22 protein-coding genes are annotated in these 22,257 nt (G+C 71.3%); 13 read left to right on the top strand and 9 right to left on the bottom strand.

The features are described 5' to 3' along the window. Positions 1-10 precede the first annotated feature (10 nt). From HT134_RS20635 to HT134_RS20645, 3 genes are read left to right on the top strand one after another with little or no spacing between them, the layout of a single operon-like run. Complete coding sequence (locus tag HT134_RS20635) at positions 11-985, top strand: Gfo/Idh/MocA family protein (protein WP_175602041.1); 975 nt, start codon at positions 11-13, stop codon at positions 983-985. Then, on the top strand, positions 982-1,947 hold the full coding sequence (locus HT134_RS20640) for a Gfo/Idh/MocA family protein (RefSeq protein WP_175602042.1): 966 nt from the start codon (positions 982-984) through the stop codon (positions 1,945-1,947). The genes HT134_RS20635 and HT134_RS20640 overlap by 4 nt, the downstream gene beginning before the upstream one ends. Beyond that, the gene (locus HT134_RS20645; RefSeq protein ID WP_175602043.1) at positions 1,947-5,573 is read left to right on the top strand and encodes a carbohydrate-binding protein; all 3,627 of its coding nucleotides are present in this window, start codon (positions 1,947-1,949) and stop codon (positions 5,571-5,573) included. The genes HT134_RS20640 and HT134_RS20645 overlap by 1 nt, the downstream gene beginning before the upstream one ends. A gap of 115 nt (positions 5,574-5,688) precedes the next feature. Here HT134_RS20645 and HT134_RS20650 read toward each other — a convergent pair whose 3' ends face one another. Then, positions 5,689-6,195 (bottom strand): MBL fold metallo-hydrolase, encoded by a 507-nt coding sequence (locus tag HT134_RS20650; protein WP_217708114.1) that lies wholly within the window; start codon positions 6,193-6,195, stop codon positions 5,689-5,691. Positions 6,196-6,265: 70 nt separating this feature from the next. On the opposite strand from HT134_RS20650, the gene HT134_RS20655 reads away from it, so the two are divergent. Then, positions 6,266-6,775 (top strand): cupin domain-containing protein, encoded by a 510-nt coding sequence (locus HT134_RS20655; protein ID WP_281387590.1) that lies wholly within the window; start codon positions 6,266-6,268, stop codon positions 6,773-6,775. 77 nt (positions 6,776-6,852) lie between these two features. Beyond that, a complete protein-coding gene (locus tag HT134_RS20660) occupies positions 6,853-7,221 on the top strand; it encodes an Mth938-like domain-containing protein (protein WP_175602044.1) in 369 nt (122 codons plus the stop codon). Positions 7,222-7,601: 380 nt separating this feature from the next. Here HT134_RS20660 and HT134_RS20665 read toward each other — a convergent pair whose 3' ends face one another. Next, positions 7,602-7,772: a hypothetical protein gene (locus tag HT134_RS20665; protein ID WP_175602045.1), complete on the bottom strand. Its 171-nt coding sequence runs from the start codon at positions 7,770-7,772 to the stop codon at positions 7,602-7,604. A gap of 191 nt (positions 7,773-7,963) precedes the next feature. Here HT134_RS20665 and HT134_RS20670 point away from each other — a divergent pair, with 191 nt between their 5' ends. The 3 genes from HT134_RS20670 to HT134_RS20680 all read left to right on the top strand — a co-directional run bounded on the left by HT134_RS20670 (position 7,964) and on the right by HT134_RS20680 (position 12,248). After that, entirely contained in the window at positions 7,964-10,546 is a 2,583-nt protein-coding gene (locus tag HT134_RS20670) for an NACHT domain-containing protein (protein WP_175602046.1), read from the top strand. A gap of 5 nt (positions 10,547-10,551) precedes the next feature. Continuing rightward, positions 10,552-11,451 carry a DNA-processing protein DprA gene (locus HT134_RS20675; protein ID WP_175602047.1) on the top strand — a complete coding sequence of 300 codons (900 nt, stop codon included), beginning with the start codon at positions 10,552-10,554 and terminating at the stop codon, positions 11,449-11,451. Between the two features lie 62 nt (positions 11,452-11,513). Further along, on the top strand, positions 11,514-12,248 hold the full coding sequence (locus HT134_RS20680; protein ID WP_175602048.1) for a hypothetical protein: 735 nt from the start codon (positions 11,514-11,516) through the stop codon (positions 12,246-12,248). 1 nt (position 12,249) lies between these two features. Here the strand turns inward: HT134_RS20680 and HT134_RS20685 are convergent, their stop codons facing one another. After that, positions 12,250-12,840 (bottom strand): TetR/AcrR family transcriptional regulator, encoded by a 591-nt coding sequence (locus HT134_RS20685; RefSeq protein ID WP_175602049.1) that lies wholly within the window; start codon positions 12,838-12,840, stop codon positions 12,250-12,252. Positions 12,841-12,927: 87 nt separating this feature from the next. On the opposite strand from HT134_RS20685, the gene HT134_RS20690 reads away from it, so the two are divergent. Continuing rightward, positions 12,928-13,344, top strand: a complete 417-nt coding sequence (locus HT134_RS20690) for a DUF6463 family protein (RefSeq protein WP_217708116.1) — start codon at positions 12,928-12,930, stop codon at positions 13,342-13,344. A 10-nt stretch (positions 13,345-13,354) separates the two neighbouring features. On the opposite strand, the gene HT134_RS20695 is transcribed toward HT134_RS20690, so the two are convergent. The 4 genes from HT134_RS20695 to HT134_RS20710 all read right to left on the bottom strand — a co-directional run bounded on the left by HT134_RS20695 (position 13,355) and on the right by HT134_RS20710 (position 17,250). Beyond that, positions 13,355-14,020, bottom strand: a complete 666-nt coding sequence (locus HT134_RS20695) for a TetR/AcrR family transcriptional regulator (RefSeq protein WP_175602050.1) — start codon at positions 14,018-14,020, stop codon at positions 13,355-13,357. 54 nt (positions 14,021-14,074) lie between these two features. Next, positions 14,075-15,328 (bottom strand): DUF1266 domain-containing protein, encoded by a 1,254-nt coding sequence (locus HT134_RS20700; RefSeq protein ID WP_217708117.1) that lies wholly within the window; start codon positions 15,326-15,328, stop codon positions 14,075-14,077. Beyond that, a complete protein-coding gene (locus HT134_RS45765) occupies positions 15,325-16,095 on the bottom strand; it encodes a transcriptional regulator (RefSeq protein ID WP_246364710.1) in 771 nt (256 codons plus the stop codon). The genes HT134_RS20700 and HT134_RS45765 overlap by 4 nt, the downstream gene beginning before the upstream one ends. A gap of 171 nt (positions 16,096-16,266) precedes the next feature. After that, positions 16,267-17,250: an AF_0692 family protein gene (locus HT134_RS20710; protein WP_175602051.1), complete on the bottom strand. Its 984-nt coding sequence runs from the start codon at positions 17,248-17,250 to the stop codon at positions 16,267-16,269. Between the two features lie 164 nt (positions 17,251-17,414). Between HT134_RS20710 and HT134_RS47060 the strand changes: the two genes are divergently transcribed. Next, the gene (locus HT134_RS47060; RefSeq protein WP_175602052.1) at positions 17,415-18,644 is read left to right on the top strand and encodes a sensor histidine kinase; all 1,230 of its coding nucleotides are present in this window, start codon (positions 17,415-17,417) and stop codon (positions 18,642-18,644) included. 52 nt (positions 18,645-18,696) lie between these two features. Next, entirely contained in the window at positions 18,697-19,356 is a 660-nt protein-coding gene (locus HT134_RS20720) for a response regulator (protein ID WP_312888279.1), read from the top strand. 64 nt (positions 19,357-19,420) lie between these two features. Here the strand turns inward: HT134_RS20720 and HT134_RS20725 are convergent, their stop codons facing one another. Then, positions 19,421-19,765, bottom strand: a complete 345-nt coding sequence (locus tag HT134_RS20725) for a VOC family protein (protein ID WP_175602053.1) — start codon at positions 19,763-19,765, stop codon at positions 19,421-19,423. A gap of 120 nt (positions 19,766-19,885) precedes the next feature. Between HT134_RS20725 and HT134_RS20730 the strand changes: the two genes are divergently transcribed. Both HT134_RS20730 and HT134_RS20735 read left to right on the top strand, forming a co-directional pair. Beyond that, on the top strand, positions 19,886-20,353 hold the full coding sequence (locus HT134_RS20730; protein WP_175602054.1) for a cupin domain-containing protein: 468 nt from the start codon (positions 19,886-19,888) through the stop codon (positions 20,351-20,353). Positions 20,354-20,492: 139 nt separating this feature from the next. Next, positions 20,493-21,521, top strand: coding sequence for a hypothetical protein (locus HT134_RS20735; protein ID WP_175602055.1), 1,029 nt, complete (start codon positions 20,493-20,495; stop codon positions 21,519-21,521). Between the two features lie 59 nt (positions 21,522-21,580). Here the strand turns inward: HT134_RS20735 and HT134_RS20740 are convergent, their stop codons facing one another. Then, positions 21,581-22,207, bottom strand: a complete 627-nt coding sequence (locus tag HT134_RS20740) for a TetR/AcrR family transcriptional regulator (protein ID WP_175602056.1) — start codon at positions 22,205-22,207, stop codon at positions 21,581-21,583. Positions 22,208-22,257: the final 50 nt, after the last annotated feature.

The following is a 22,257-nucleotide window of genomic DNA, read 5'->3' on the forward strand; positions in this document are numbered from 1 at the left end:
CGGATCTCCCATGCACGCAACGGTCGGACTCATCGGCGCCGGTGGCATCGCCAACGCGCACCTCCCGGCCTGGCTCGACCTCGGCCACGACGTCGTCGTCCACTCGATCGCCGACGACGCCGAGGCGCTGACCCGCCGCCACGGGGGCGGCCGGGTCGTCCCCAGCCTGGACGCCCTGTTCGAGGCGGCGGACGTCGTCGACATCTGCACGCCGACGCACACCCACTACGAACTGGCGCTCGCCGCGCTCGGTCACGGCCTGCCGACGATCTGCGAGAAGCCGCTGACCCGTACGCTCGCCGAGGCGGAGGACCTGGTCGCCCGCTTCGCCGACGCCCGGGTCCCGCTCTTCCCCGCGCACGTCGTACGCTACTTCGCCGAGTACGCCGAACTGCACCGGGCCGTCACCCGCGGCGACATCGGAAGCGTCGCCGTACAGCGGCACACCCGCCAGGGCCGCAGCCCGGCCGGCGGCTGGTTCCTGGACGAGGCCCTCTCCGGCGGCGTGCTCCTCGACCTCATGATCCACGACATCGACATGGCCCGCTGGATCGGGGGAGAGGTCGAGCGCGTCTTCGCCCGTACGCACGCGGTCGGCGGCAGCCAGAGCACCCAGGCGTTCCTCACGCACGCGAACGGCTCGATCTCCGTGCTGACGGCGACCTGGACCACCGCGCCGATCGCGTTCAGGACGCTGTTCGAGGTGGCCGGTTCGCGCGGCCTGCTGCACGCCGACTCCGACGAGCGCCGCCCCTACCGCTACCAGGGCGACGCCGTGCCCGCGCCCGACATCCTGCCCGACTTCTCCCCGCTGACCAGCCCCTACCGGGCCGAGATCGAGGACTTCGTCCGCTCGGTCGCCACCGGTGCCCCGCCGCGCGTCACCGCGCTGGACGGCCTCGCCGCCATGCGCATCGCCGACGCCGTCGCCCGCTCGGCCGCCGAAGGCCGGCCGGTCGACCTCAAGCCCCTGGAAGCCGCATGAAGATCGCCCTGCTCTCCTTCGCCCACCTGCACGCCGCCGAGTACGCCGCCGCGCTCCTGCGCTGCGGCGACGTGGAGATCGGCGCCTACGCCGACGGCTACGACGGCGTCCCGGACGGCGTCACCGCCTTCGAGACCGAGGACGACCTGTGGGCCTGGCGGCCCGACGGCGTGGTGATCTGCGCCGAGAACACGCGTCACCGGGAGTTCGCGCTGCGCGCCGCCGCCGAGGGCGTGCACGTGCTCTGCGAGAAGCCGCTCGCCACCTCGCTCGCCGACGCCACCGCGATGCTGGAGGCCGCCCGCGCCGCGGGCACCGTCCTCATGACCGCCTTCCCGGTCCGCTTCGCGCCGGCCTACGCCGACCTCCGGGCCGCGGTACGGCGGGGCGACCTCGGCCGGATCGTGTCGATCGCGGCCACCAACTGTGGCGGCGTCCCCACCACCCGGGACTGGTTCACCGACCCGGCGAGCAGCGGCGGCGGCGCGCTGACCGACCACGTCGTGCACGTCGCCGACCTGCTCGCCGACCTGCTGGACGACGACCCGATCGAGGTCTACGCGATCGCCAACTCCATCCCCAACCCGGGCAAGGCCGTCGAGACCGCCGGGCTGGTCTCCCTGCGCTACCGCGACGGGGTCATCGCCTCCATCGACTGCTCCTGGTCGCGCCCGCCCGGCCGTCCCAACACCGGCGACCTGGTCACCCTCACCGTGATCGGCACCGAGGGCGTGGTCGACATCGCGCCCTTCTCCGGGGTCCTCACCGGCTGGAACGGCGGCCCGCTCGCGCACGGGTACGGGGCGCCGCTCGACGACCTGCTCATCCGCGCCTTCCTCGACGCCGTTCGCGACGGCGAGGCCCGCCAGCCCGACGCCAGAGCGGGCCACCGGACCGTCGCCCTCGTCGAGGCGGCCTACCGCTCCCTGCTCGCGGCCGCTCCCGTCCCCCTGGAGATCTGATGATCCGCCATGTCCTCGGCGTCACCGCGACGACCGCCGCCTTACTGGTGGTGCCCGCGCACGCCGCCTCCGCCGCTGAACCGGCCGCCGCCCGTACGACGGTGACCTTCTCCGACACCCACGAGATCCTGCACGGCAATCCGTACACCGGCACCGCGTTCGACGTGAACACGCACAGGACGCCGGGCACGCCCGGCTACACCTTCACCAACGACCCGGGCATCACCGACTTCATCGAAGGCACCAAGAAGATCCCCGCCGACGCCGACGTGGTGCGGCTCCAGATCGCCTGGGCCGACTTCGAGCCCGACGACGGCGTCTTCGTCTGGGACCGCCTCGACGCGTTCATGAAGCGCGTCAACGAGCAGGGCAAGAAGGTCGAGTTCCAGCTGCTCATGTCGGAGGCGCCCGACTACAAGAACGACCCGGGCGTCTTCCCGTACGAGTACCCGCCGGCCTGGCTGTTCGACAAGGCCGGGGTGCCCTTCCGGATGGCGCCGTACAACGACTACTTCTCCAAGCAGCCGATCTACTACAACCCGATCTACCTGGACCGGCTCAAGCGCGCGGTGGACGCCTTCGCCGGCCGCTACGACGGCGACCCGGGTGTGGCGTGGGTGGACCTGCGCGCCTTCTCCCTGTTCGGCGAGTGGTCGGGCTGGAACGACGCGATGAACTTCCCGTGGCCCGACAACGCCACCCGCGTCGCGACGCTCCAGGCGATCCTCAAGATCTACGACGACGCGTTCGACAAGTCGATGGTCATGATGCAGAACGCCGGCGCGGAGGTGAACAAGAACGACCCCGACGCGGACACCCAGGCCAAGCGGTTCAGCGTGTTCGGCTACGACAAGGCGGCCACGTTCAAGAACTGGGGCGTGCGGTCCGACACGGTCAACGCCGGCTTCGTCTGGCACAACTACGGCGACACCTCGCAGGCCCCGTACGTCAACCGCAGGCTCCGCCGCGACATGATCCAGGTGTCCGAGGGCTCCAACTGGGACAACCCCACGATCATGTTGAACAACCCCCGGCTGTTCGTGAAGAACTCGCTGGAGGGATACCACTCCAACCTCCAGGGCATCAACAACACCGGCTTCGAGAACTGGCAGCCGATGAAGGACGCCTACGGCGAGTGGTTCGAGACGCTGGCGCGCTACACCGGCTACCGCTTCCTCATGCCCACCGCGACCTACGACACCGAGGTCAAGCCCGGCGGCGAGTTCCGCATCTCCCACACCTGGACCAACAACGCGGTCGGCTTCAGCCCCCGGCGCTACCCGGTCGAGGTGCGCTTCACCGACAAGTCCACCGGCGACGTCGTGTGGCGCGGCACCGACGCCACCCTCGACCAGACCAAGCTCTTCAAGGGCGACGTCCGCCAGATCAACTCGGCCTTCACGCTCCCGGCCGACCTGCCCACGGGCTCCTACGACGTGGCCGTCGCCATGCTCGGCGAGGACGGCAAGCCGGCTATCGAGCTGGCGATGCCGGGCGGCAAGGGCAAGGTCTACCCGATCGGCGCCGTCCAGGTCGTCGCGGGAGCCGTACAGGCGGGGCTGCCGACGACCCCGCTGACCCAGTTCACCATCCAGAACGAGGACTACACCGCTGCCGTCGGCGCCTACGGCGTCGAGGCCCCGCCCGAGGGCGGCCTCGGCGCGCTCTACATGGACGCGGCCGGCGAGTCCGCCGAGTACGACAACGTCGACGTGCCGGCCACCGGCACCTACCGGGTCGAGTTCCGGGCCTCCTCCGAGGAGGCCAACCACCTGAAGTTCGAGGTCGACGGCAAGGAAGTCACCACCGTCAAGGTGCCGGACTCCGGCGGCTACAACACCTACCGGACCTTCGAACGGCAGATCCCGCTCACCGAGGGCCGTCACACGATCAAGCTCACCCGGCCCGACGGGCGCTGGTTCTTCCTCAACTGGATGCGGTTCACCCTCGAACGGCCCGAGTCGGTCACCCTCCAGGCCGAGTCGGCCACCGAGCAGCAGGGCACCCAGAACACCGACCTCACCGACAGCGACGACGGCACCCCCGGCGTCGCCTACATCGACACCGGCGACTGGTCGCGCTTCGACGACGTCAGCGTCCCCGCCGACGGCAAGTACCTGCTGCAGCTCCGCTACTCGACCGTCAACGACAAGCCGCTGAAGTTCCGCGTCGAGGTCGACGGGGCCGACGCCACCGGCCCGCTGAGCCTGGGCCCCACCGGCGGCATGCTCAGCCCGCGCACCGAGGACTTCGTCCTCCCGCTGACCGCGGGCAAGCACTCGGTCAAGGTCGTCTGGATCGAGGCGAGCACCAGCGTCGTCTGGAACTGGATGCGGCTCGACCTGCAGGGGACGTCCGAGCAGACCGTCGAGGCCGAGCACTGGACCATGCAGTGGAACACCGACCAGGAGTGGAACTGGAAGGGCGCCGACACCGGCGTCGTCACCAAGGACGGCATCGTCGGCGGCATCGACCCGCACGACTACCTGCGCTACGAGAACGTGTTCGTCCCGTACACCGGCATGTACAAGGTGACCTTCAAGGGCTCGGCCGCCGAGGACACCACGTTCAGGTTCGAGGTGGACGGTGACCGCAACACGGTCTTCGTCCCCAAGTCCGACAACGCGAACATGACCACCTGGGTCAAGATCCCCGCCGGCCTGCACACCCTCCGGATCGTGAGCGAGGGCAGCGGGCTGGAACTCGACAGGTTCACCCTCACCGCCTCCACCGCCGCGATCAAGGCGCTCGACATCACGGGCGCCAGCACGCTCAAGGTCGGCGAGCCCGGCCAGTTGTCCGTCTCGACGGTCGCCGCCGACGGCACCCGTACCCCGGTGACCAAGGGTGTCACGTTCAAGAGCTCCGACCCGTCGATCGCCACCGTGGACGCGGACGGTCTCGTCACCCCCCGCACCTGGGGCACCGCCACGATCACCGCGATCCACGACGGATTCTCCGGCGAGCACAAGCTCACCGTCACCGACCCGAAAGTGGTGCTCACCTACGTCAACGACACCGACCAGCGCATCGTCTACCCCGCCGACGACTTCATCTACAGCCCCGACCGGGGGATGGGCGACTACGGCGACGACGTCCACGCCGGCTGGCGCGCCGGGCAGGCCGTCGAGTTCACCTTCACCGGCACCGGCATCAGCCTGCTGTCCGAACGCTACTCCGACATGAGCACCATCGACATCTACGTCGACGGCGAGCTCAAGGCCACGGTCGACTGCGACTCCCCGGTACGGCTCACCGCCCAGCGGGTGTTCCAGCTCACCGGGCTGCCGATGGGCGATCACACCATCAAGGTCGTCAACGGCGCGGACAAGTTCCTCATCATCGACGCGTTCGTGGTCGAGACGCCCAACACCTGGAACGGCGCCGAACTCGGCGTCGGCAACGTCAGCGCCAAGTCGGTGACCCTGACCTGGCCGTCCGTGCCGACCGCCACCGGTTACGCGGTCTTCAACGGTGGCACGGAGGTCATGCGGGTGACGGGGACGACGGCCCGGGTCACCGGGCTCCGCGGCCGTACGAGCTACACCTTCACCGTCCGCCCGCTGGCCGCCGGCGGCACGACCCTCCCTATCGAACTGTCAGCCACGGTCCAGACCAAGGGCTGACCGTACCCGCTCGAACGAACCGGCTGGGTCGCCCGACCCGGCCGGTTCGCTTCGTGCGCCTGGCATGCATCGCGAGCGCGTCATCGCGAGCGCGGCCCGGAGCCGACGGGCTCGATCAGCCGATCGGTGGTGCGAGGTACTCCAGTGCATAACCGTCGCCGGAGGCGGTGACGCGGGCGATGCCGGGTGAGTCGAGGTGGGCGCCGGCTACGAAGTGGTCCGGTCGGGTCAGTCGTTCCAGGAGCGCCGCTCGCGCGGCGCGGGCCTGGGACTGGTCGCCGTCGAGCTCCCAGGACACGTGCGGCTGGTCGAGTTCGGTGAACGCCTCTGAACCGTCCGGGGCGATCAGGCCGCTCACGTGGTCTTCGTGCTGGTGGGTGATGGCCACATCGGTGACATCCGCGCGGTCGACTCCCGCTTCGTCGAGCGCGTCGTAGATCAATCCCATGGTGGGGTCGTGCCAGACGTCGGACGCGCCGGTGTCGATGAGAACCGACCGCGTGCCGTCGGTGACGAAGAAGGCGTTGACCGACAGCCGCAAGTTGTCACCGGCCAGCGGGACGGCGGCCGGCAGCTCATCGAGCCAGATCACCGAATTCGAACCTGGCATGGTGCCGGCCACTCGAGATCAGACGCATGGAAGTCTCCAATAGAAGAATCTGTCTTCTTCAGGAGAAACCCAGGAGGCGGGCCTGACGCTGGAGCAGCTGTCCGCCCAGTCGTCGGTCAGCCGGGCGATGCTGTCCAAGGTCGAACGCGGTGAGAAGACCCCGACGATCGGCGTCGCGTCCTGGATCGCCCACGCGCTCGACGCGTCGCTCTCGGACCTGATCGGTGCGCCGGCTGCTGCCGCGTCTGGTGTGGCCGTCGTCATGCGCAAGAAGGATCGCCCCGTTTTCCGTGACCCGGAAACCGGCTTCGAGCGGCACATGGTGTCGGCGGCCCCGGGCGCGGGAGGGGCCGAGATGGTCGTTCATCACCTCCCCGCGCAGGTCTCCACCGGGCTGCTGCCCGCGTATCCGCCGGGTACGGAGAAGCAAGTCGTGGTGCTCGAAGGCGCCCTCACCGTCGCGACCGGCGGGATCAACGAGACCCTGAACACCGGCGACTCGCTGTTCTTCCAGGCCGACGCGGACCACGGCTTCGCCAACCGAACGAACGCCCCCTGCGAATACATCATGGTCATCTCGCGCAGAACGTGATCGGCGCCGCAGCTCGCGGGCCTGGACGATGGCGGATCTCTCGCCGCTTGCGACACAGTGAGAAGTAGTCTCGCCGTATGGACCGTCGATCACCGCTGATCACACAGATCTCCTGGGGCCGGACGGTGGTCGAGGGCCTGGGCGAAGGCAAGGACTTCAAGCTCTACCCCGGTGGTGGACGGCCCTGGGACTGGAACGAGACCGGCACACGGCACAGTCCGGGCATCCAGCCTGCCGACGTCCGAGAGCTCCTCGACAACGGCAGCCGGGCCATCGTTCTTTCCCGGGGTATGCGGTTGGTCCTGCGGACATGCCCCGAGACGCTGGACCTCTTGATGGAGAACGGCGTCGAGGTCTACGTGGAGGAGACGACGGCCGCCGTCGAGCGTTACAACGCCCTGGCGGCGACCATCCCCGTGGGCGGGTTGTTCCACTCCACCTGTTGATCACCACGTACGCGGAATCGCCGGTGCCGCACGCCGCGATGTAACGCTGGCAGACCAACTCGGCATCACTCCACCCGCGGGACTCACCAGCCGCCAATGGAGCCGGCAACTCGGGGTCGCAGCAGGTGAAACCCTGTGGGCCCTCCTTGCCGACACTCGCCACGGCGCCGTACTGGAAAGCTTCTGGCCGGCAGGCCTGCGACCCGTCGTGGTGGACGGGCTCCACCGTGCGGGAATTCGGAGAGCACACGAAGTCAGGTGCATACACGACGCGGCCCGTGGACATCAGGGCACTGGCGACGGAGATCCGTGGCCACACCAACACGGGCGCCTCGGTCGCTCCGGTTCCCGGCTGATCGCCGCACGCGTCGGTGAGGTCGCTATTTCTTGCCGAGGATCGAACGGATCACCCGTGCGATGCCGTCGAGCACCTGTGGCAGGTCCGCTGAGTCCGCGCGACGGACCGTGAGCCCGACGATCGCCACTGCGGCGAGCGCGACGATCAGTACGACAGCCGTCGAGGTCATGGCGGCGACAGCCAAGGGGTCCATGATGAGTTTCCCTTCTGGGGGATCGGCTTGGTCGGAGTCAGGTAACGTGCACGAACCGGCCGGGGTCGACGGATGTCGGACCGATCGGAGCAGGGCCGTATCACCGCAGGCCACTGACCTGTCCGGGGGCATCGAAGCCGGATGAGCCGGACCCGGTGGGGTGCCGTGGCGGGTGGAAGGAGACGCGTGGCGTGGCTGCCGGACTGCACAAGTACCTGCAGGATCTGGAGAGCAAGGCGCAGCGGCAAGTGCCCGGCTACCGTCGGGAGCAGGTCATCGAGCAGGTCAACCGTGGGCGCCCGGCGTCGCTGAGCACCTCGACGGTCGGCGACTGGATGGCCAAGGGACGTACGCCCCGGGATTTCCCCACGCTGTGGGCGTTCGTCGAAGCGCTGCACCGGGCGATCACGGTCGGGCAGGACCCGCCGCCCGCCTGGTGGAAGCAGGAGAGGAGCAAGTGCGAGGGCCTCTGGGAGGCCGCTCTTGAGCTCCGTCGCGCGGCCGGCGGCCTCGCCCCCGCCGTGAACGAGGAGCAGCACGCCCGATCGGTCCGGCACTATCTGCGCGCGGTCGAGCAGGCGGCCGCCTCCCATCCTTACCCAGGGGTGCTTCCTGGCAGCCCGTTGCCACCTCTGAGGCAGGTCCATGTTCGGCGGCGCGTCACGACGCCGGCCCGCCCGGGCACCGGTGACCAGGAACGATGTCGTCCCGCTGAAGAGGTCCTCGCCACGGAGGGCCGGGTCGTCCTGCTGCTCGGCGGCCCCGGCGCAGGTAAGTCCAGCTTCTTACGCACCAGTCTGATCGCACTCGCCGAGCAGTGGACGTCGGGCGCGGGAACGGGCTCCGTACCCGTGTACGTTCCCGCGCATTTCCTCACGCGGGAGGGCGTTCTAGGCGAACAGCTCGCCCAGGCCGTGCGATCCCAGATCAAGGGCCGCGACTGCCTGCCTCCGCCCGCGTCCTTCTTCGCCGGCCCGCCCCTGCCGGGCGGCCGTTGGCTGATCCTGGTGGACGGTCTCGACGAGATCCCCGACGCCGCCGAGCGTATCGACGTCCTCCGGCGGCTGGCGTCGCTGCCGGGGGATCGCTATGAGCTGCTCGTCGCCAGCCGCCCGCTCCCCGAGGAGCAACTGTCCGAGCTCGGCCCGGCCGATCACGTCGAACGTTTCGAACTGGTGCCGTTCGACCCGCGGCAGTTGCCGGATTTCGCCAGGTCATGGATGACGGCCGCCGGAGTCGGCGATCCTGAACGAGCGGTCGCCACGTTGCTGGCGCAAGCCGTCCGGCCTCCGCTGGACCGGCTCGCCACCAACCCGTTGCTGGCCACCATCATGTGCCAGCTCCACGCGCACAACGTCGATTCGCCGCTACCGGCCAGCCGGTACGGCATCTACCAGCACTATGCCGACCTCCTCGTGGATCACCTCGATGGCCGCCTGCACAACCGCATGGATTCGCCCCTAGTCGAACGGCTGGCCGGCCACCCAGGGCTCCTCCTCCAGCTACGTGGCCGCCTGCTGGGCGCGCTCGACGAGCTGGCCCTGCTGCACATGCGCCAGGACGTGCCCGCCGCCCTGGAGTCGCTGATTGAGCGGGTCGCCGATCTGCGCCCGCACACCCTTCGCGGGGAGGACTGGCACTCGGTCGTCACGGACCTGCTGCATGCCACCGGTCTGGTCACGGTGCGGGGCACGAGGATCGACTTCCTCCATCAGACAATCGCCGAGTTCCTCGCGGCCAGGTACGTCGCGGCCGACGCGGACCTCAGCAAGTCGGCCTTCCGCCAGCTGTTCGGCAGCCGGTGGCTCAGGCCCCTGCGGCTCCGGAAGGGCGGCGGCGAATCGTCGTACGGCCGGATGCTCGTCGCGGCGTGGCTGGCTTCACCCCGTCGTCCTCGTGCTCTGCTCGACGTGCTCCGCAGGCTCGCCGCGCGCGACGGCACCGTCGGCCGGGTCGCCGAGCTGGCCGGCGATGGAGCCTCCTTGCCGCAGGAGATCCGTGACCTGGCGCGACGCCGCTGTCATCGGACAGCCACGACCACTCTGTCGCCCGCGGAGATGACGTTGATCGAGTCGCTGGGCGGGGGCCCGTCCATCGAACTGCAGAAGCAGCTCACCTCTCGTCGCATTCGCGCGGCGCGGATGCTGGTGAACCTGGGTGATGAACGCGGCAGAAGCCTGCTGGACATGATCACCCTCGACACCACGTTGCCCGCTGTGGTGCGTTTCGACGTGGCCAGGACGCTGGGACGTCAGGAGGGTGAGCGGGCCGGAGACCTGCTCGAGACGCTCGCCCGCGACACGGAAGTGACCGGCGATCACCGCGTCCTGGCGGCCCGGCAACTGGCGCTCATGGCTCCGTCGACGGGGCCCCTGCCGAACAGGCGCGGAGTGGACCTCCTCGAGCTGCTGGCCGGGGACATCACGCTGCACATCCTCAACCGGGTGGCGGCGGCTGCGGCGTTGCACAGGTACGACGGTGAGCGTGGCCGGGATCTCCACGATGCCGCGATCCGCGACCTCGACCTGTTCGCCCGTGACACCGGAGCGGACGGCCGTGCCCGCGTGGCATCGGCGGTGTGGCTGGCCGACGTCCGCCACCCGGGCGCCGTGAACCTCCTCGCTTCGCTGGTCCGCGACAGAACGCTGAGGCGAACCCATCGCCGCAGAGCGGAGAGGAGATTGGCGGAACTGGGCGTCCTGCAGGCGGAGGGGACCCAGGCGCGTCGGTGCCGGCGCGTACGTTCACAATCGGAATCAGGTTCGAGATGGTGATGACCATGACCGTGATCGACGAGCAGGCCGCAGTCCTGGCTCTCGCCCAAGCCACCCACGACAAGCCCTGGCACCACACGACACGCGTCATCGCCGCCGCCGGCAGCGCCCTCGGCGTGCTCGGCGGTGCGTTCGCCGGCCGCGACGAGGATGACCAGGCGCACGCCGCCGCCATCGCCGCCCGCGTCCGGGCCGAGGACCTCGACTGGGCGCGCGACCTCATCGCGGCCATGCTCGCCGCGGGCGTCCGCCTGGTCACCGTGCTGGACAGGGACTATCCCGGCAACCTGTACTCCGCCTACGACCGTCAGCCGTTCCTGTGGGTGCGCGGCGCCACCGAGCCCGGCGACCACCGGGCCGTCGCGGTCGTCGGCGAGCACGATCTCGACCATGCCGCCGCGGCGGCCCGCGCCCTCGCCCGCGCCGGGCTCACCGTCGTCTCGCCGCTCCGCACGGACCTCGACGCGGCCGTCCACGAGGCGGCTCTGGCGGCCGGCGGGCGGGTGCTGGGGGTTCTGGCCGGTGGCCTCGCGGCGTCGTCGGCATCCGGCGCGCACGCCAGTGTGGCCAAGCGGATAGCCGAGCGGGGCGCGGTCGTGTCCCCGTTCTGGCCCGACGTCGATCCGACGGAGCGGACCGTCGCGCTCGCCCGCGTCGTGACCTGCGGGTTGGCCGACTGTCTGTACGTCGTCGACGGCCACCGCGGGGGCTCCTCCCACGGGCATGCCGCGAAGGCTCTGGCGACCGGCAAGTCTGTGCTCGTGTCCCAGCGGCTCCAGCAGGAACAGCCGTGGGTCGCGCAGGAGGGCGGGCGGGGAGGCATGACTGTCGTCCAGGACATTGACGACCTCTCCCGGCGGGCGGTCAATCTCGTAGACATGACCCCTCGACTGAACGTCTCCTGACCATGGGCGGTCACCACGCTCTCGCAGAGCGGTACCGCCACATTCTCCGGAACGTTCCGGCGGTGCGCCCCGGAGTCTGCCGGATCTGTCACTCAGGGCCGAACGAGATCACGAACAGGACGCAGGAGGAGGAGAAGTTCTTCCCCGAATGCCTCGGCTGCCGCCTTGTCGCGGAGGAGCTGCCCTTCGGCGTGACGGCCCTGACGGAGATCGTCCCGCTCTCGCTGGCCTGCAAGGAGGACGATCAGCTGTACGCGGCGGTGACGACCTACGACGAACCGTGCCCGCCGCCCAACAGCGTCGACTGGGTGTCGGTTCTCGCCGCCGTGGTCGACCGGTTCTGCCGGGCGCATGCGCGGTGCCTGTCCCGGCTGGCCGGCGGTGACTTCACGCTGGTCACCACTCTGCCCAGGCCGGTGCTCGGCCGGCCGGACGTCAAGGCGCGGGACCGGGTGCGACGCATCGCGACGAAGGTCCCGATCCTGCGCGACCTGTACAGCCCGGTGCTGGAGCCTGGCCCGGCGGCGGGGGGCATGAGCGAGATGACGGCGCAGCAGGACGGCTTCACCGCCACCAGCCCGCTCCGCGGGCAGAGAGTGCTGCTCCTGGATGATTTATGGGTCCGTGGCGGCTATGTGCAGAGCGCGGCGTTGGCGCTGTATCGGCAGGAGGCCGCCACCGTGGTGCCTCTGGTGATCGCGAGACGCATCTCGCCGCCGTACAACGCGGCGAACACCCTGATCCGGGACGAGGCGTCGAACGGGGGCTTCAGCTTCGAGCGCTGCTGCCTGTGCTGACCTACGCGCCCCCGTCGCGGCCGAGCAGGTGCCCCACGCCTCGGGCGAGCGTGTCGGCGAACGCCGGCGCCTTCCCGGGATCTTCGAGGAGGAGGAACAGCCAGGCGAAGATCGGGCCCAGCAGCAGCGCGTGCACGGTCGCCGGGTCGGGGAGCCGGGGCAGTTCGCCGCGTGCCACCGCCCGTTCCAGCACCTCCGTGACGCAGTCGCGCTCGGCCCTGACGAACGTCCGCGCGAAGGCGGCCGCCATGGCGGGGTCCGCGTGCACGTCGGCCAGCAGGGCCGGCACCACCCCTGGGGGCGGCGTGGCGAGGGCGGCCAGGATGTCGCGGGTGATCGCGGCCAGATCGGTGGCCAGCGATCCGGTGTCGGGCGGAGTCGCGAGGTCGAGGTCGTGCATGACCGCCGCGAAGATCATCTGCTGTTTGGTGGCGTGGCGCCGGTAGATCGCGGCCTTGCCCACCCCGGCCCGGGCCGCCACGGCGTCCACGGTGAGCCGTGCGTACCCCTGCTCCGCCAGCACCTGCCTCGCGGCCGTCGCGATCGCCTCGTCCACCCGGCTGTCCCTGGGGCGGCCCAACGGTTGGCTCATGGATGGAGCTTATACGGAACGACGGGATCCGTAATGTGACCGATCTGACGTTGCCCCGGCCTGCGGATGGGCGCATGATTCGGAACTATGAGTTCCGATACTGTCGTTTCCGTTAAGAGCGTGGTGTGGGCCGGCCGGATCCTGGTGTTCCTGGGCTGCGCGCATCTCGTGATCACGTTGCTCGTCAGCGCGGACCACGTTCCGGGGTGGCTCGGGGGAGAGCTGTGGCACTTCCCGCCTCACCTGGACGACCTGTCCCGGCCGGCCCCGAACATGGGAGCGTTCTGGCTCGTCTGGGGCAGTTTCGCGGTGCCGTTGGGGCTGGTCGGCGCGCTGGTCGCCGGGCTGGGGAGACGCGGGGTGGTGCCGCCCGCCTACTGCGGCGCGGGCCTGGCTCTGTGGGCGCTGGTCGGCGCCGCCGTGTTCGAGCCCTCGCCGTTCCTCCTCGCCGTGGTGCCCGCCGTGATGCTGCTGACCGCCAGGCGCCCGCGCGGCGGGCGCTGAGCGTGCGGGATCACGCGTCGCCGGAGGAGTCGGTGCGCGGTGCCGGCGGGGGCGGCGGGACGGTGAGGACGCCGCGGACCGCGGCGTCCAGCCGTGCCCGCCTGTCCGCCGTGATCACGGGACGGCCGCCGGGAGGAGGCTGGGTCAACGCCCGGCGGAACACCGCCGTCGGCAGATCCACCACGCACAGCGTCACCACCTCGACGCCCGGCCCGTCGGCTCGGCCCCACAAGCCCCGCGCCAGGCGCTTCAGCAACTCCACCAACTGCCTGTCCAGCGACAGCATCGCCTCGGCCAGCTCCTGCGGCACCTCCGGGCCGAGCAGCTGGTCACGGCGCACCGCGATGAGCATCCGGGCCGCGGCGGGTCGCCGGTCGGCGAAGACCGCGGGCGCGCCGGCCGCGGCCACCACCGCGTCCACCGCCGCGTCGTGGCCGTCGCCCCGCACCGCCTCGACGAGCTCCACCTGGAGGTCCAGGAACTCTCTGGCCGCCCGCAGCCACAGCCGCCCGAGCAGGACCGGCAGCGACCCGAACGCGTGGTAGATCGCGCCGTTCGACACCCCGGAGGCCGCCGCGAGGGCCCGCACCGTGAAGCGCTCCGGACCGTGGTCGGCCACCAGCCGCTCGGCGACGTCCAGCAGTTGATCGAGGTCATGAGTGCGAGGGCGTGCCATGGCGCCACCTTACGGGTTGCCCGGGTGCGAGACCTGCCGTGCGGGCCGGCTCGCTCACTTGAAGGGGATGGTGAGCCACGGACTGTCCGGGTCGCTGGTCAGGATCCTGTGAGCGTTGAGCATCTCCCCGTACCAGTCGCCGAACTCCTCCTCGTCGAAGTGGAGGCAACGTCCCAGGACGTACGCGGCGGAGAACTCCTCCCACGAACGGTAGTTGATGCGGCTGAGCCGTCCGGCGTGGACGACCGCCTGCTCGGCCTCCGCCAGGTCGCAGTAGCGGGCGCCGAGTCCCCACCGGGCCATCTTCGACGCCCGGCCGTAGTCCCACGCCTCCACCGTCCGTACGAATCCACCCTCGGGGAGGAGCCCGTCCGCGCGGAACCGCGCCTCATAGCGGGTGATCCGGCCGATGAGCCGCTGTGCTCCAGCGATCAGCGCCTCGGTGTCGCTGTCGGTGCGCGGAGTCGTCACGGTGACCGCGTCGGGGGCGCTGCCCGGCTGCGCGGCGCGGGCCCGGATGACGCGGGTGGTCATGTGGCGCCAGTGGTCCACCTCGACCACGCCGCCGAAGTCGTGCGCCATCGAGCTGCGTATCCCCAGGACGAAGCCCCAGAACGAACTGCTCATCCGGCCGTCGAGCAGCGTCTGCTGAGCGCGCTGCCATCCCTCGCGGTCGGTGATCTCCCACCACTCCTTGAGGCGTCGCCGCTCGCGGACGTAGCCGGTGCCGTGCCAGCCCATCGCGTTCCAGAGCGAGGCGTTGGCCACGCAGAGCAGCGCCCCGCAGGCGAGGCCGTGTGCGACCGGGCCCCGCAGGGGGCCGCCCACCCAGAGGGTGCGCAGTTCGTTGCGGCGCGGGTAGGTCATCCGGTCGGCGTGCCGGCGCCATGTCAGCCGGTGGGCGGCGGTCGCGGGGAAGAACGCTCCGCAGGGGCTGCCGGGGTTGATGGCCAGCCCTTCGTCGTCCTGGGGCCAGTTGTCGGCGAGTTCGCCCAGATCGTCCTGGAAGAACACCGGGTCCGCCACCGGTGCGGGCAGCATCCCCTCGGTCAGGAACACCAGGTACTTGGACGTGGCTCCGGGGTGCGGGCCCCAGTAGGTGGGCGTGTAGCTGATCCAGCCGGGACGGGAGTCGGCCGTGGCGCGCGGCATCGCGTGGTAGAGGTCCGCCGTGGCGAGGACGTCGAAGTACGCGGCCCAGTCGCCCCGCATCTTGGCCTCGTACAGATCGCGTTCGATCGCGGTGGGCGCTCGCCATCCGGCCGCCTCGCCGGGCCCGCCGGGTCGCCCCGCGTATGCGGAGCTCATGCGACTCCACGTCGGGCAGCGTCACCAGAGGTGGCCTGGGCCAGCCGCTCCAGTGCCGCGACATGGCCGTGGAAGGCCCGCCGCCCCATCGGTGTGACCTGTACGTAGGTGCGCCCGCTCCCCATCGCCCAACCCTCGCGTATCGCGGCATGACCGGCCTGGACCAAGGGGGAGAGCTCCTCGCGCAGGGCGGAGTCGCTGATCCTGACCATGTCCCTCAGCAGGCCGGCTTCCATCCAGGTCGCCACGTCCAGCGACGCCACGATCGAGAGTCTAGCGGGGACGTGCAGGAACGCACTGAAGGACGGATCCACCGGCGCCGCCTGCGGGGCTCGCTCCAGGAGCCGTCTGTAGGCGCGGCGGTGGACAGGGCTGGTCGCGATGCCGATGACGACCGTCGCCGCGGCGGCGATGGTCATGGGAAAAGGCAGGTCGAGTGCCCAGGCGGCGATCCGGAAGGCGAGGAGGGCCGTGAGGGGGCCGGCGGCCCACCGTACGGCGAATCCGAGGTCGGCGGAGGTGAACGCCCTGCGGATCGGGAGCGTGGCCATGACGGCCGACATTCCCGCGAGCCCGCCGCATGCGCTCACGCGGACGCCGATGGCGGTCGGATTCGGGAGATCGAACGATGCCAGCACGAGAAAGACCAGCAGCAGCGTGACGAGGGTGGTGGGGAAGGCGAAGCTTCGGCGGAGGTATTCGTCGATGGTCCTGTCCCGCAGGCGACGGATGTCGTCGAGCGCGGTTCGGGCGTCGTAAGGCTGCATGGCCGGTCCTTGGACGTCGGGGCGGCGCCGGCGTCGATGCGGCCGGCCCGTGAGAACGACGGCACGCGCACACTCCAGCGTCGGCGCCGGGAGGACGGGTGGGTGTCCACGATACCTCATATCGGAGCATATGCTCTAGAATGTGTGCGGGGGGTGAAGGCGGCGCCGTGGTCACCGCGTGCGCCGGGCGAGCAGGGCCAGCAGGCCGATCATGACGACCCCCAGCGCCGCCAGCGACACGCGGTCCGCGTTGGTGTCGCCGTTGGCGATCACCCCGAACACGGTGTGCGCGACGAGCGCCCCACCGGCCAGCGCCAGGCTGTGCCGGTCGCGCCACCCGCCGTGCGCCGTCCACCGGCGCAGCAGCAGCCCCGCCGCCACCGCGAGCAGCGCCGCCGCCACCATCGGGACGACCACCCAGCCGCCTTGGGTGAAGGCCGGGTGCCGGGCGCCGCCGAAGGGGAACAGCAGCGCCAGATATCCGAACGCCACCACCCCGGCCAGGAACGCGACCACCGGCGGCGCGGGGATCGTCCGGGGCCCGGCGGCCGGCGGGTCCGGCGGGCGGGGGACGAACCGCAGCGCGAGCAGCGCCAGCACCGCGATCACCAGCGCGAACGCCGCCAGCGCCCCCGGAGGCGCCTGGTAGCCCGGGTCGATGAAGACTGTCGTCCACCGCAGCAGCAGGGCGCCCAGCACGAACACCACCCCCGCCATGACCAGCCCCGTCCGCCCCAGATGAGGCCGATGGCGAAGAGCCGGGACGGCGAGGTCCACCAGCAGGATCGGCAGGGCCACGCTGAAGACCGCGTGGTAGGGGATGTTCAGCTCGGTGTAGGCGCTGTTGAGGCCGAGGACCCTGGGCGCCCAGCCGGCCACGCCGTAGAGGGTCGGGCTGGTGAGCGCCTGCAGCGCCAGCCCTTCCTCCACGATCCCGTACGCCGCCCCGAGCAGCAGGACGGCGTACCAGCCCCGCCCGGTACGGCGTACCAGCTCGCGGATCAGCACCGTGCCGGCGCCGTAGATCGGCATCCACAGCAGCAGCAGCCACGCCTGGCGGAGCGGCGGATTGCCGAGCGTCAGCTCGGCGACGACCGGGGTGAGCCCGGCCAGCAGGAGCGCGGCCCACCGGCCGCGTGCTGGTGAGGTGACCATGCGTCCACGGTCGCCCGCGGCGGGTGGAGCGCGCTGCTGCCGTCAGGCCGGTCCGTGGCCTCTTCGGTCGCGGCCGGGTGGTGACTTTGGTTGCCATGGCGGGGGCGGCGATGGAGACCTTGGTTGCTTACCGGGCGGAGGGCCGGCGGATACGATCGGCGGTTGTGTTCGCAGCACAGGGCCGGGCCGCACACGGCCGGAACAAGGGCCGGGACACGGGCCGATGGGGCGCGCCGGTGGACGGCGGGCCGGGGTGGTCGCGGCGCGACAGGGTGGCCGGCGCCGGCGGCGTCGTGCTCGCCCTGGCCGGGGCCGGCTCGGTGATCTGGGGGGATCTGGTCCCCGGGATCCCCGGCTGGTACCTGTGGGCCGACCTCGCCGGCGGGGCCCTGGCGTGCGCGGGGTTGTGGCTGTGCCGCCGGTGGCCGGTGGCCGCCGCGCTGGCCGTCGTCGCGCTGTCCGTCCCCGCCGCGTCCGCGTCGGTGGCCGCGGGGATCGCCACGCTCGGCGCGGCGCTGTACCGGCGACCGCCCGCGGCCGTCGCGGTGGGAGCGGCGTGGGTGGCGGCGACGCTGGTCAGGTTCGGTCTGCGACCGCCGGGGCTGGCGCCGTACCCGGTGTGGGCGCTGGTCGCCGTGCTGTTCGGCGGGGCGATCACCGGTTGGGGCATCCTGGCCAGGACCCGGCGGGAGTTGCTGGCCTCGCTGGCCGAACGGGCCCGCCGCGCCGAGGCCGACCAGCGGCTGCGCGCGGAGGAGGCGCGCCGCGCCGAACGCCTCGGCATCGCCCGCGAGATGCACGACGTGCTCGCCCACCGGCTGTCGCTGCTGGCGGTGCACGCCGGGGCGCTGGAGTTCAACGCCGGCGCCCGGCCGGACGAGGTCGCCGAGGCCGCCGGGGTCATCCGGGCCAGCGCCCACCAGGCCCTGGAGGAGCTGCGCGGCGTCATCTCCGTGCTGCGCGAGAGCCCGTCGGCCGAGCTTCCGCTGACCGGGCTCGCGCCGCTGGTGGAGGAGTCGCGGCGGGCCGGGATGCGCATCGAGCTGCACGAGCCGGACGTACGTTTCGCCGACCTGCCGGAGGCGACCCGGCGCACCGCGTACCGCGTCGTGCAGGAGGGACTGACCAACGCGCGCAAGCACGCGCCCGGCCGGCCCGTCACCGTCGTCGTCTCCGGCGCGGCCGGCGGCGAGCTGACGGTCGAGGTGCGCAACCCGCTCCCCGCCGGGCGGGAGGCGGAGGGGCTGGCCACGACCGGGGGCGGGGCCGGGCTGGCCGGGCTGGAGGAACGGGTCACGCTGGCGGGCGGGCGCCTGGAGCGGGGACACGCCGAAGGCGGGGGGTTCCGGCTGGCGGCGCGGCTACCATGGCCACGTGAGCGGCCCGACGAGTGAGCCGGTGAGCGGCCCGACGCGTGAACCGGTGGGCGGGGCCGCGGGGCCTCACGTGAACGCGTCCGCCGCGATCCGGGTGCTCATCGTCGACGACGACCCGCTCGTCCGCGCCGGGCTGACGCTGATGCTCAAGGGCGCGCCCGCCCTCCAGGTGGTGGGCGCGGTGGCCGACGGCGCGCAGGTGCAGGCCGCGGTCGCCGAGCACTCTCCCGACGTGGTGCTGATGGACATCCGCATGGCCGGCGTCGACGGCATCGACGCGACCCGCAGGCTGCGCGCCCGGCGCGACGCGCCGCAGGTCATCATCCTGACCACGTTCGACGCCGACGAGCACGTGTTCCGGGCGCTGCGCGCGGGAGCCGGCGGGTTCCTGCTGAAGGACACCTCGCCGGAGGGCATCGTCGAGGCGATCCGGCGCGTCGCCGCCGGCGAGCCCAGCCTGTCGCCGAGCGTCACCCGGCGGCTGATCGCCCATCTGATGCCCGAGGAGGAGGACCGGCGGCGGGCCGACGCCCGGCGGGTGCTGGCGGCACTGAGCGAGCGCGAGCGCGAGGTGGCGCTCGCGGTCGGGCAGGGCAAGACCAACGCCGCCATCGCCGGCGAGCTGCACATGAGCGTGGGCACGGTCAAGGGTTACATCTCCCGCATCCTCACCAAGGCGGGCCTGGACAACCGTGTCCAGCTGGCCCTGGTCGTCCACGACGCCTCATAGCGTCCTAGGACGGCGCGCCGCACGCAGACGACCGCCGTCCTCACCGGCCGTCGCTGCGGGCCGGCTACGGGACGGGTGCCTGCGCGAGCGACAGGCTGTTGCCGTCCGGGTCGAGGATCTCCACGTGGCACACGCCGTTGCCGTACGTCTCCACGGGCTCGTGCCTGACGCCGTGCGCGGCCAGCCGGGCCAGGGTGTCGTCGAGGTCGGTCACGCCGAACGTGATCATGGTGCCGCCCACCCGCGCGGCCCGCATGTGCCGGTCGTCGATGACCACCCACGCGTTCTCACCGACCTGCCACAGGCACTCCTCACCGATGATCTGGTCCGCCGGTCGCCCGAAGAACGCCTCGTACCACTTCTGCGATGTCGCCCGGTCACGTACGCACACGACGCTGTACAGGTCCACCGGAGCCGCTCCTTCCCGTCGTTCCGGAAGGGAGACCGCTCCCGGGCCCGGAACTCATCGGCGACCGGCCGGGCGGTGCCCGGCAGGCGCCCTCCGACGCCGTCGGCCGATAATGCTGAGATGATCGACAACCAGATGCCGGAGCCGCGCCCCCTGCTGCGCCGCCCCGAGGACGGCGAGCTGATCGACGTGGCCGGAGTGGCGCACTTCTTCCGGCTGACGGGCGAGCACACGGGAGGCCGCTTCGCGTTCGAGGAGTTCACCCTGGAGGGGGGCACGATCGGGGCCCGCCCGCACGTGCATCACGGGCACGACGAGTACTTCTACGTCCTGCGGGGCGACCTGACCCTGCACCACGGCGACGGCGAGGTGACGGTCGGCCCCGGGAACCTGCTGGCCGCCGTGCGCGGAACCCCGCACGGCTTCCGCAACGCCGGCACCGAGCCGGTCCACGCCTTGTGCCTGTACACGCCGGCCGGGTACGAGGGGTACTTCCGCGAGGTGCACGCGGCCGTGGCGGCCGGCGCGGAAGTGACCGACGAGCTCCTGGCGGAGTTCCGCGCCCGTCACCGCACGACGTCCTTCTGAACCTTCAGGATCTGACCGCCGGGACGGGGCGTCCGGTGAGACGCTCCGTCAGGCTTGTGCGCGGTTTCGCGGACACATCCGGTCCCGGCCGAATACGGTGGACGATCGGCCAAGCCCGTAGACCTTCCGGAGCTTCTCCATGCGTACCGCAGCGGCAATCCTGTCCTTCGTGCTCGCCGTCACCCTCCTGCCCACCCCATCCGTGTCGGCGGTCGCCGCCTCGTCGCTGCCGGGCGGCAGGACGACCTTCGTCGTCTCGCAGGGTCACCTGAAGGCCGCGTCCCAGCAGAACTGGGTACGCCTCGGCACCTACCGCTTCGCCGGGAACGGCACGGTCAGCGCCGCCATGTACCTGTGGTGGCAGCGTCATCCCACGGCCCGCCAGCGCACCGGCACCGTCCCCGACCCGAGCTGCACCACCAAGGCGGGCGGCAAGCAGTCGCGGCCCCGCGGCTGCGAGGTGCTGACGGCCGGCGGCTTCACCGGCGCCCCGAACGAGAGCCGCACCGGGACGTACACCGTCGCGGGCAACGTGCTCACCATCCGGTGGAACATCGCCCAGGCGTGGACGGAACAGTGGTACGTGCGGACCTCCTCCGACGGCAAGCTGGCCCGCCTCGACCTCAAGCAGAGCACGCTCGCCACGAACGGGTACGGCTACGGCAGCAACGCCGCGGTCGGCACCCGGCGCGCGATGAGCTCGGTGAAGGCGTTCCCCGGCTCGCTCAGGCAGGACCTGACGAGCTGGGCGAGCGGCAAGCTCGTCACCTCCGGCAACCAGCCGTTCGGCCACGCCGCCTTCCGCGCCTGCGCCGCCACCACCTCGTGCCTGACCTACCTGCAGCCGTCCTCGCGCGGCGCGTGCCAGAAGTCCGGCGGCTGCCCCCGGTACGGAGGCGGAACGCGGGCCGACGTCAGCTCCATCCAGTACTACCTCACGATGATCTCCAAGACCGACCGGCGTGACACGCTGTGGCACTGGTGCACCTGCCTGGCGATGGAGCGGGGCGAGTTCTGCTACACGGGGAACTCCCACGTCAAGCCGCTCATGCAGATCATCGACGACACGGGCGCGTTCCGCGGCTGGGTGGGCGTGGAGGCGTCCTTCTCGACCGGCTCGCGGGCGACGGACATGCTCGCGGTGCTGCGCATCTCCGACTTCCGCTGAGCTACGGCCGACTCCGGCGCCCTGACCAAAGCGCCGGAGTCGCTTCTCGCCGACCTCGCTCAGCCGGCGGCTTGCGGCGCCTGTCCGTCGGGACGGTCTCCGGGCGCGCCCAGCAGCGGGAGCCACACCTCGTCCACGATCTCGACGATCGACTCGTCCGGCACCGCGCGCATCGTCGTGAGCAGGTCGTGGCGCAGCAGGTCGAACGGCAGGTTCACCACGCGGGGCGAGCGGGGCACGTCGGGCAGTTCGCCGCGCCCGACCGCGCGGGCGACGATCGTCTCGAAGGCGGTCGCCCGGGCGGGCCGGAGGAGGGTGTCGCGCAGCTCGCCGAAGCTGGTGCCGGCGTCGCGGAAGTAGTCGGCCAGCTGCGCGTTCAGCAGCGTGATCGTGGGCGCGCGCTCGGCGTTGGCGGCGCGCAGGAAGCCGATCGCGTCGTCGCGCAGGCCGCCGGTGTCGGGCACCTCGATCGGCCGCCAGAACCTGGTGAGGGTCGCCACCAGCAGGTCGTCGCGCTGCGGCCAGCGCCGGTAGAGCACCGGGCGGCTCGTGCCGGCGCGGGCGGCGACCGCCTCGTAGGTGAAGCCCTGGTAGCCGTGCTCGATCAGCACGTCCCACGCGGCGTCGAGGAGGGCGTCCTCGAGCGCGGGACCGCGTCGACGGGCTCCACCGCGCTTGAGATTCACTTGCGTATCTTATCGCGCCGGCCTACGGTGGCCGCCATTAGATACATCCA

Source organism: Nonomuraea rhodomycinica (assembly GCF_013363995.1).
Lineage (GTDB): Bacteria > Actinomycetota > Actinomycetes > Streptosporangiales > Streptosporangiaceae > Nonomuraea > Nonomuraea rhodomycinica.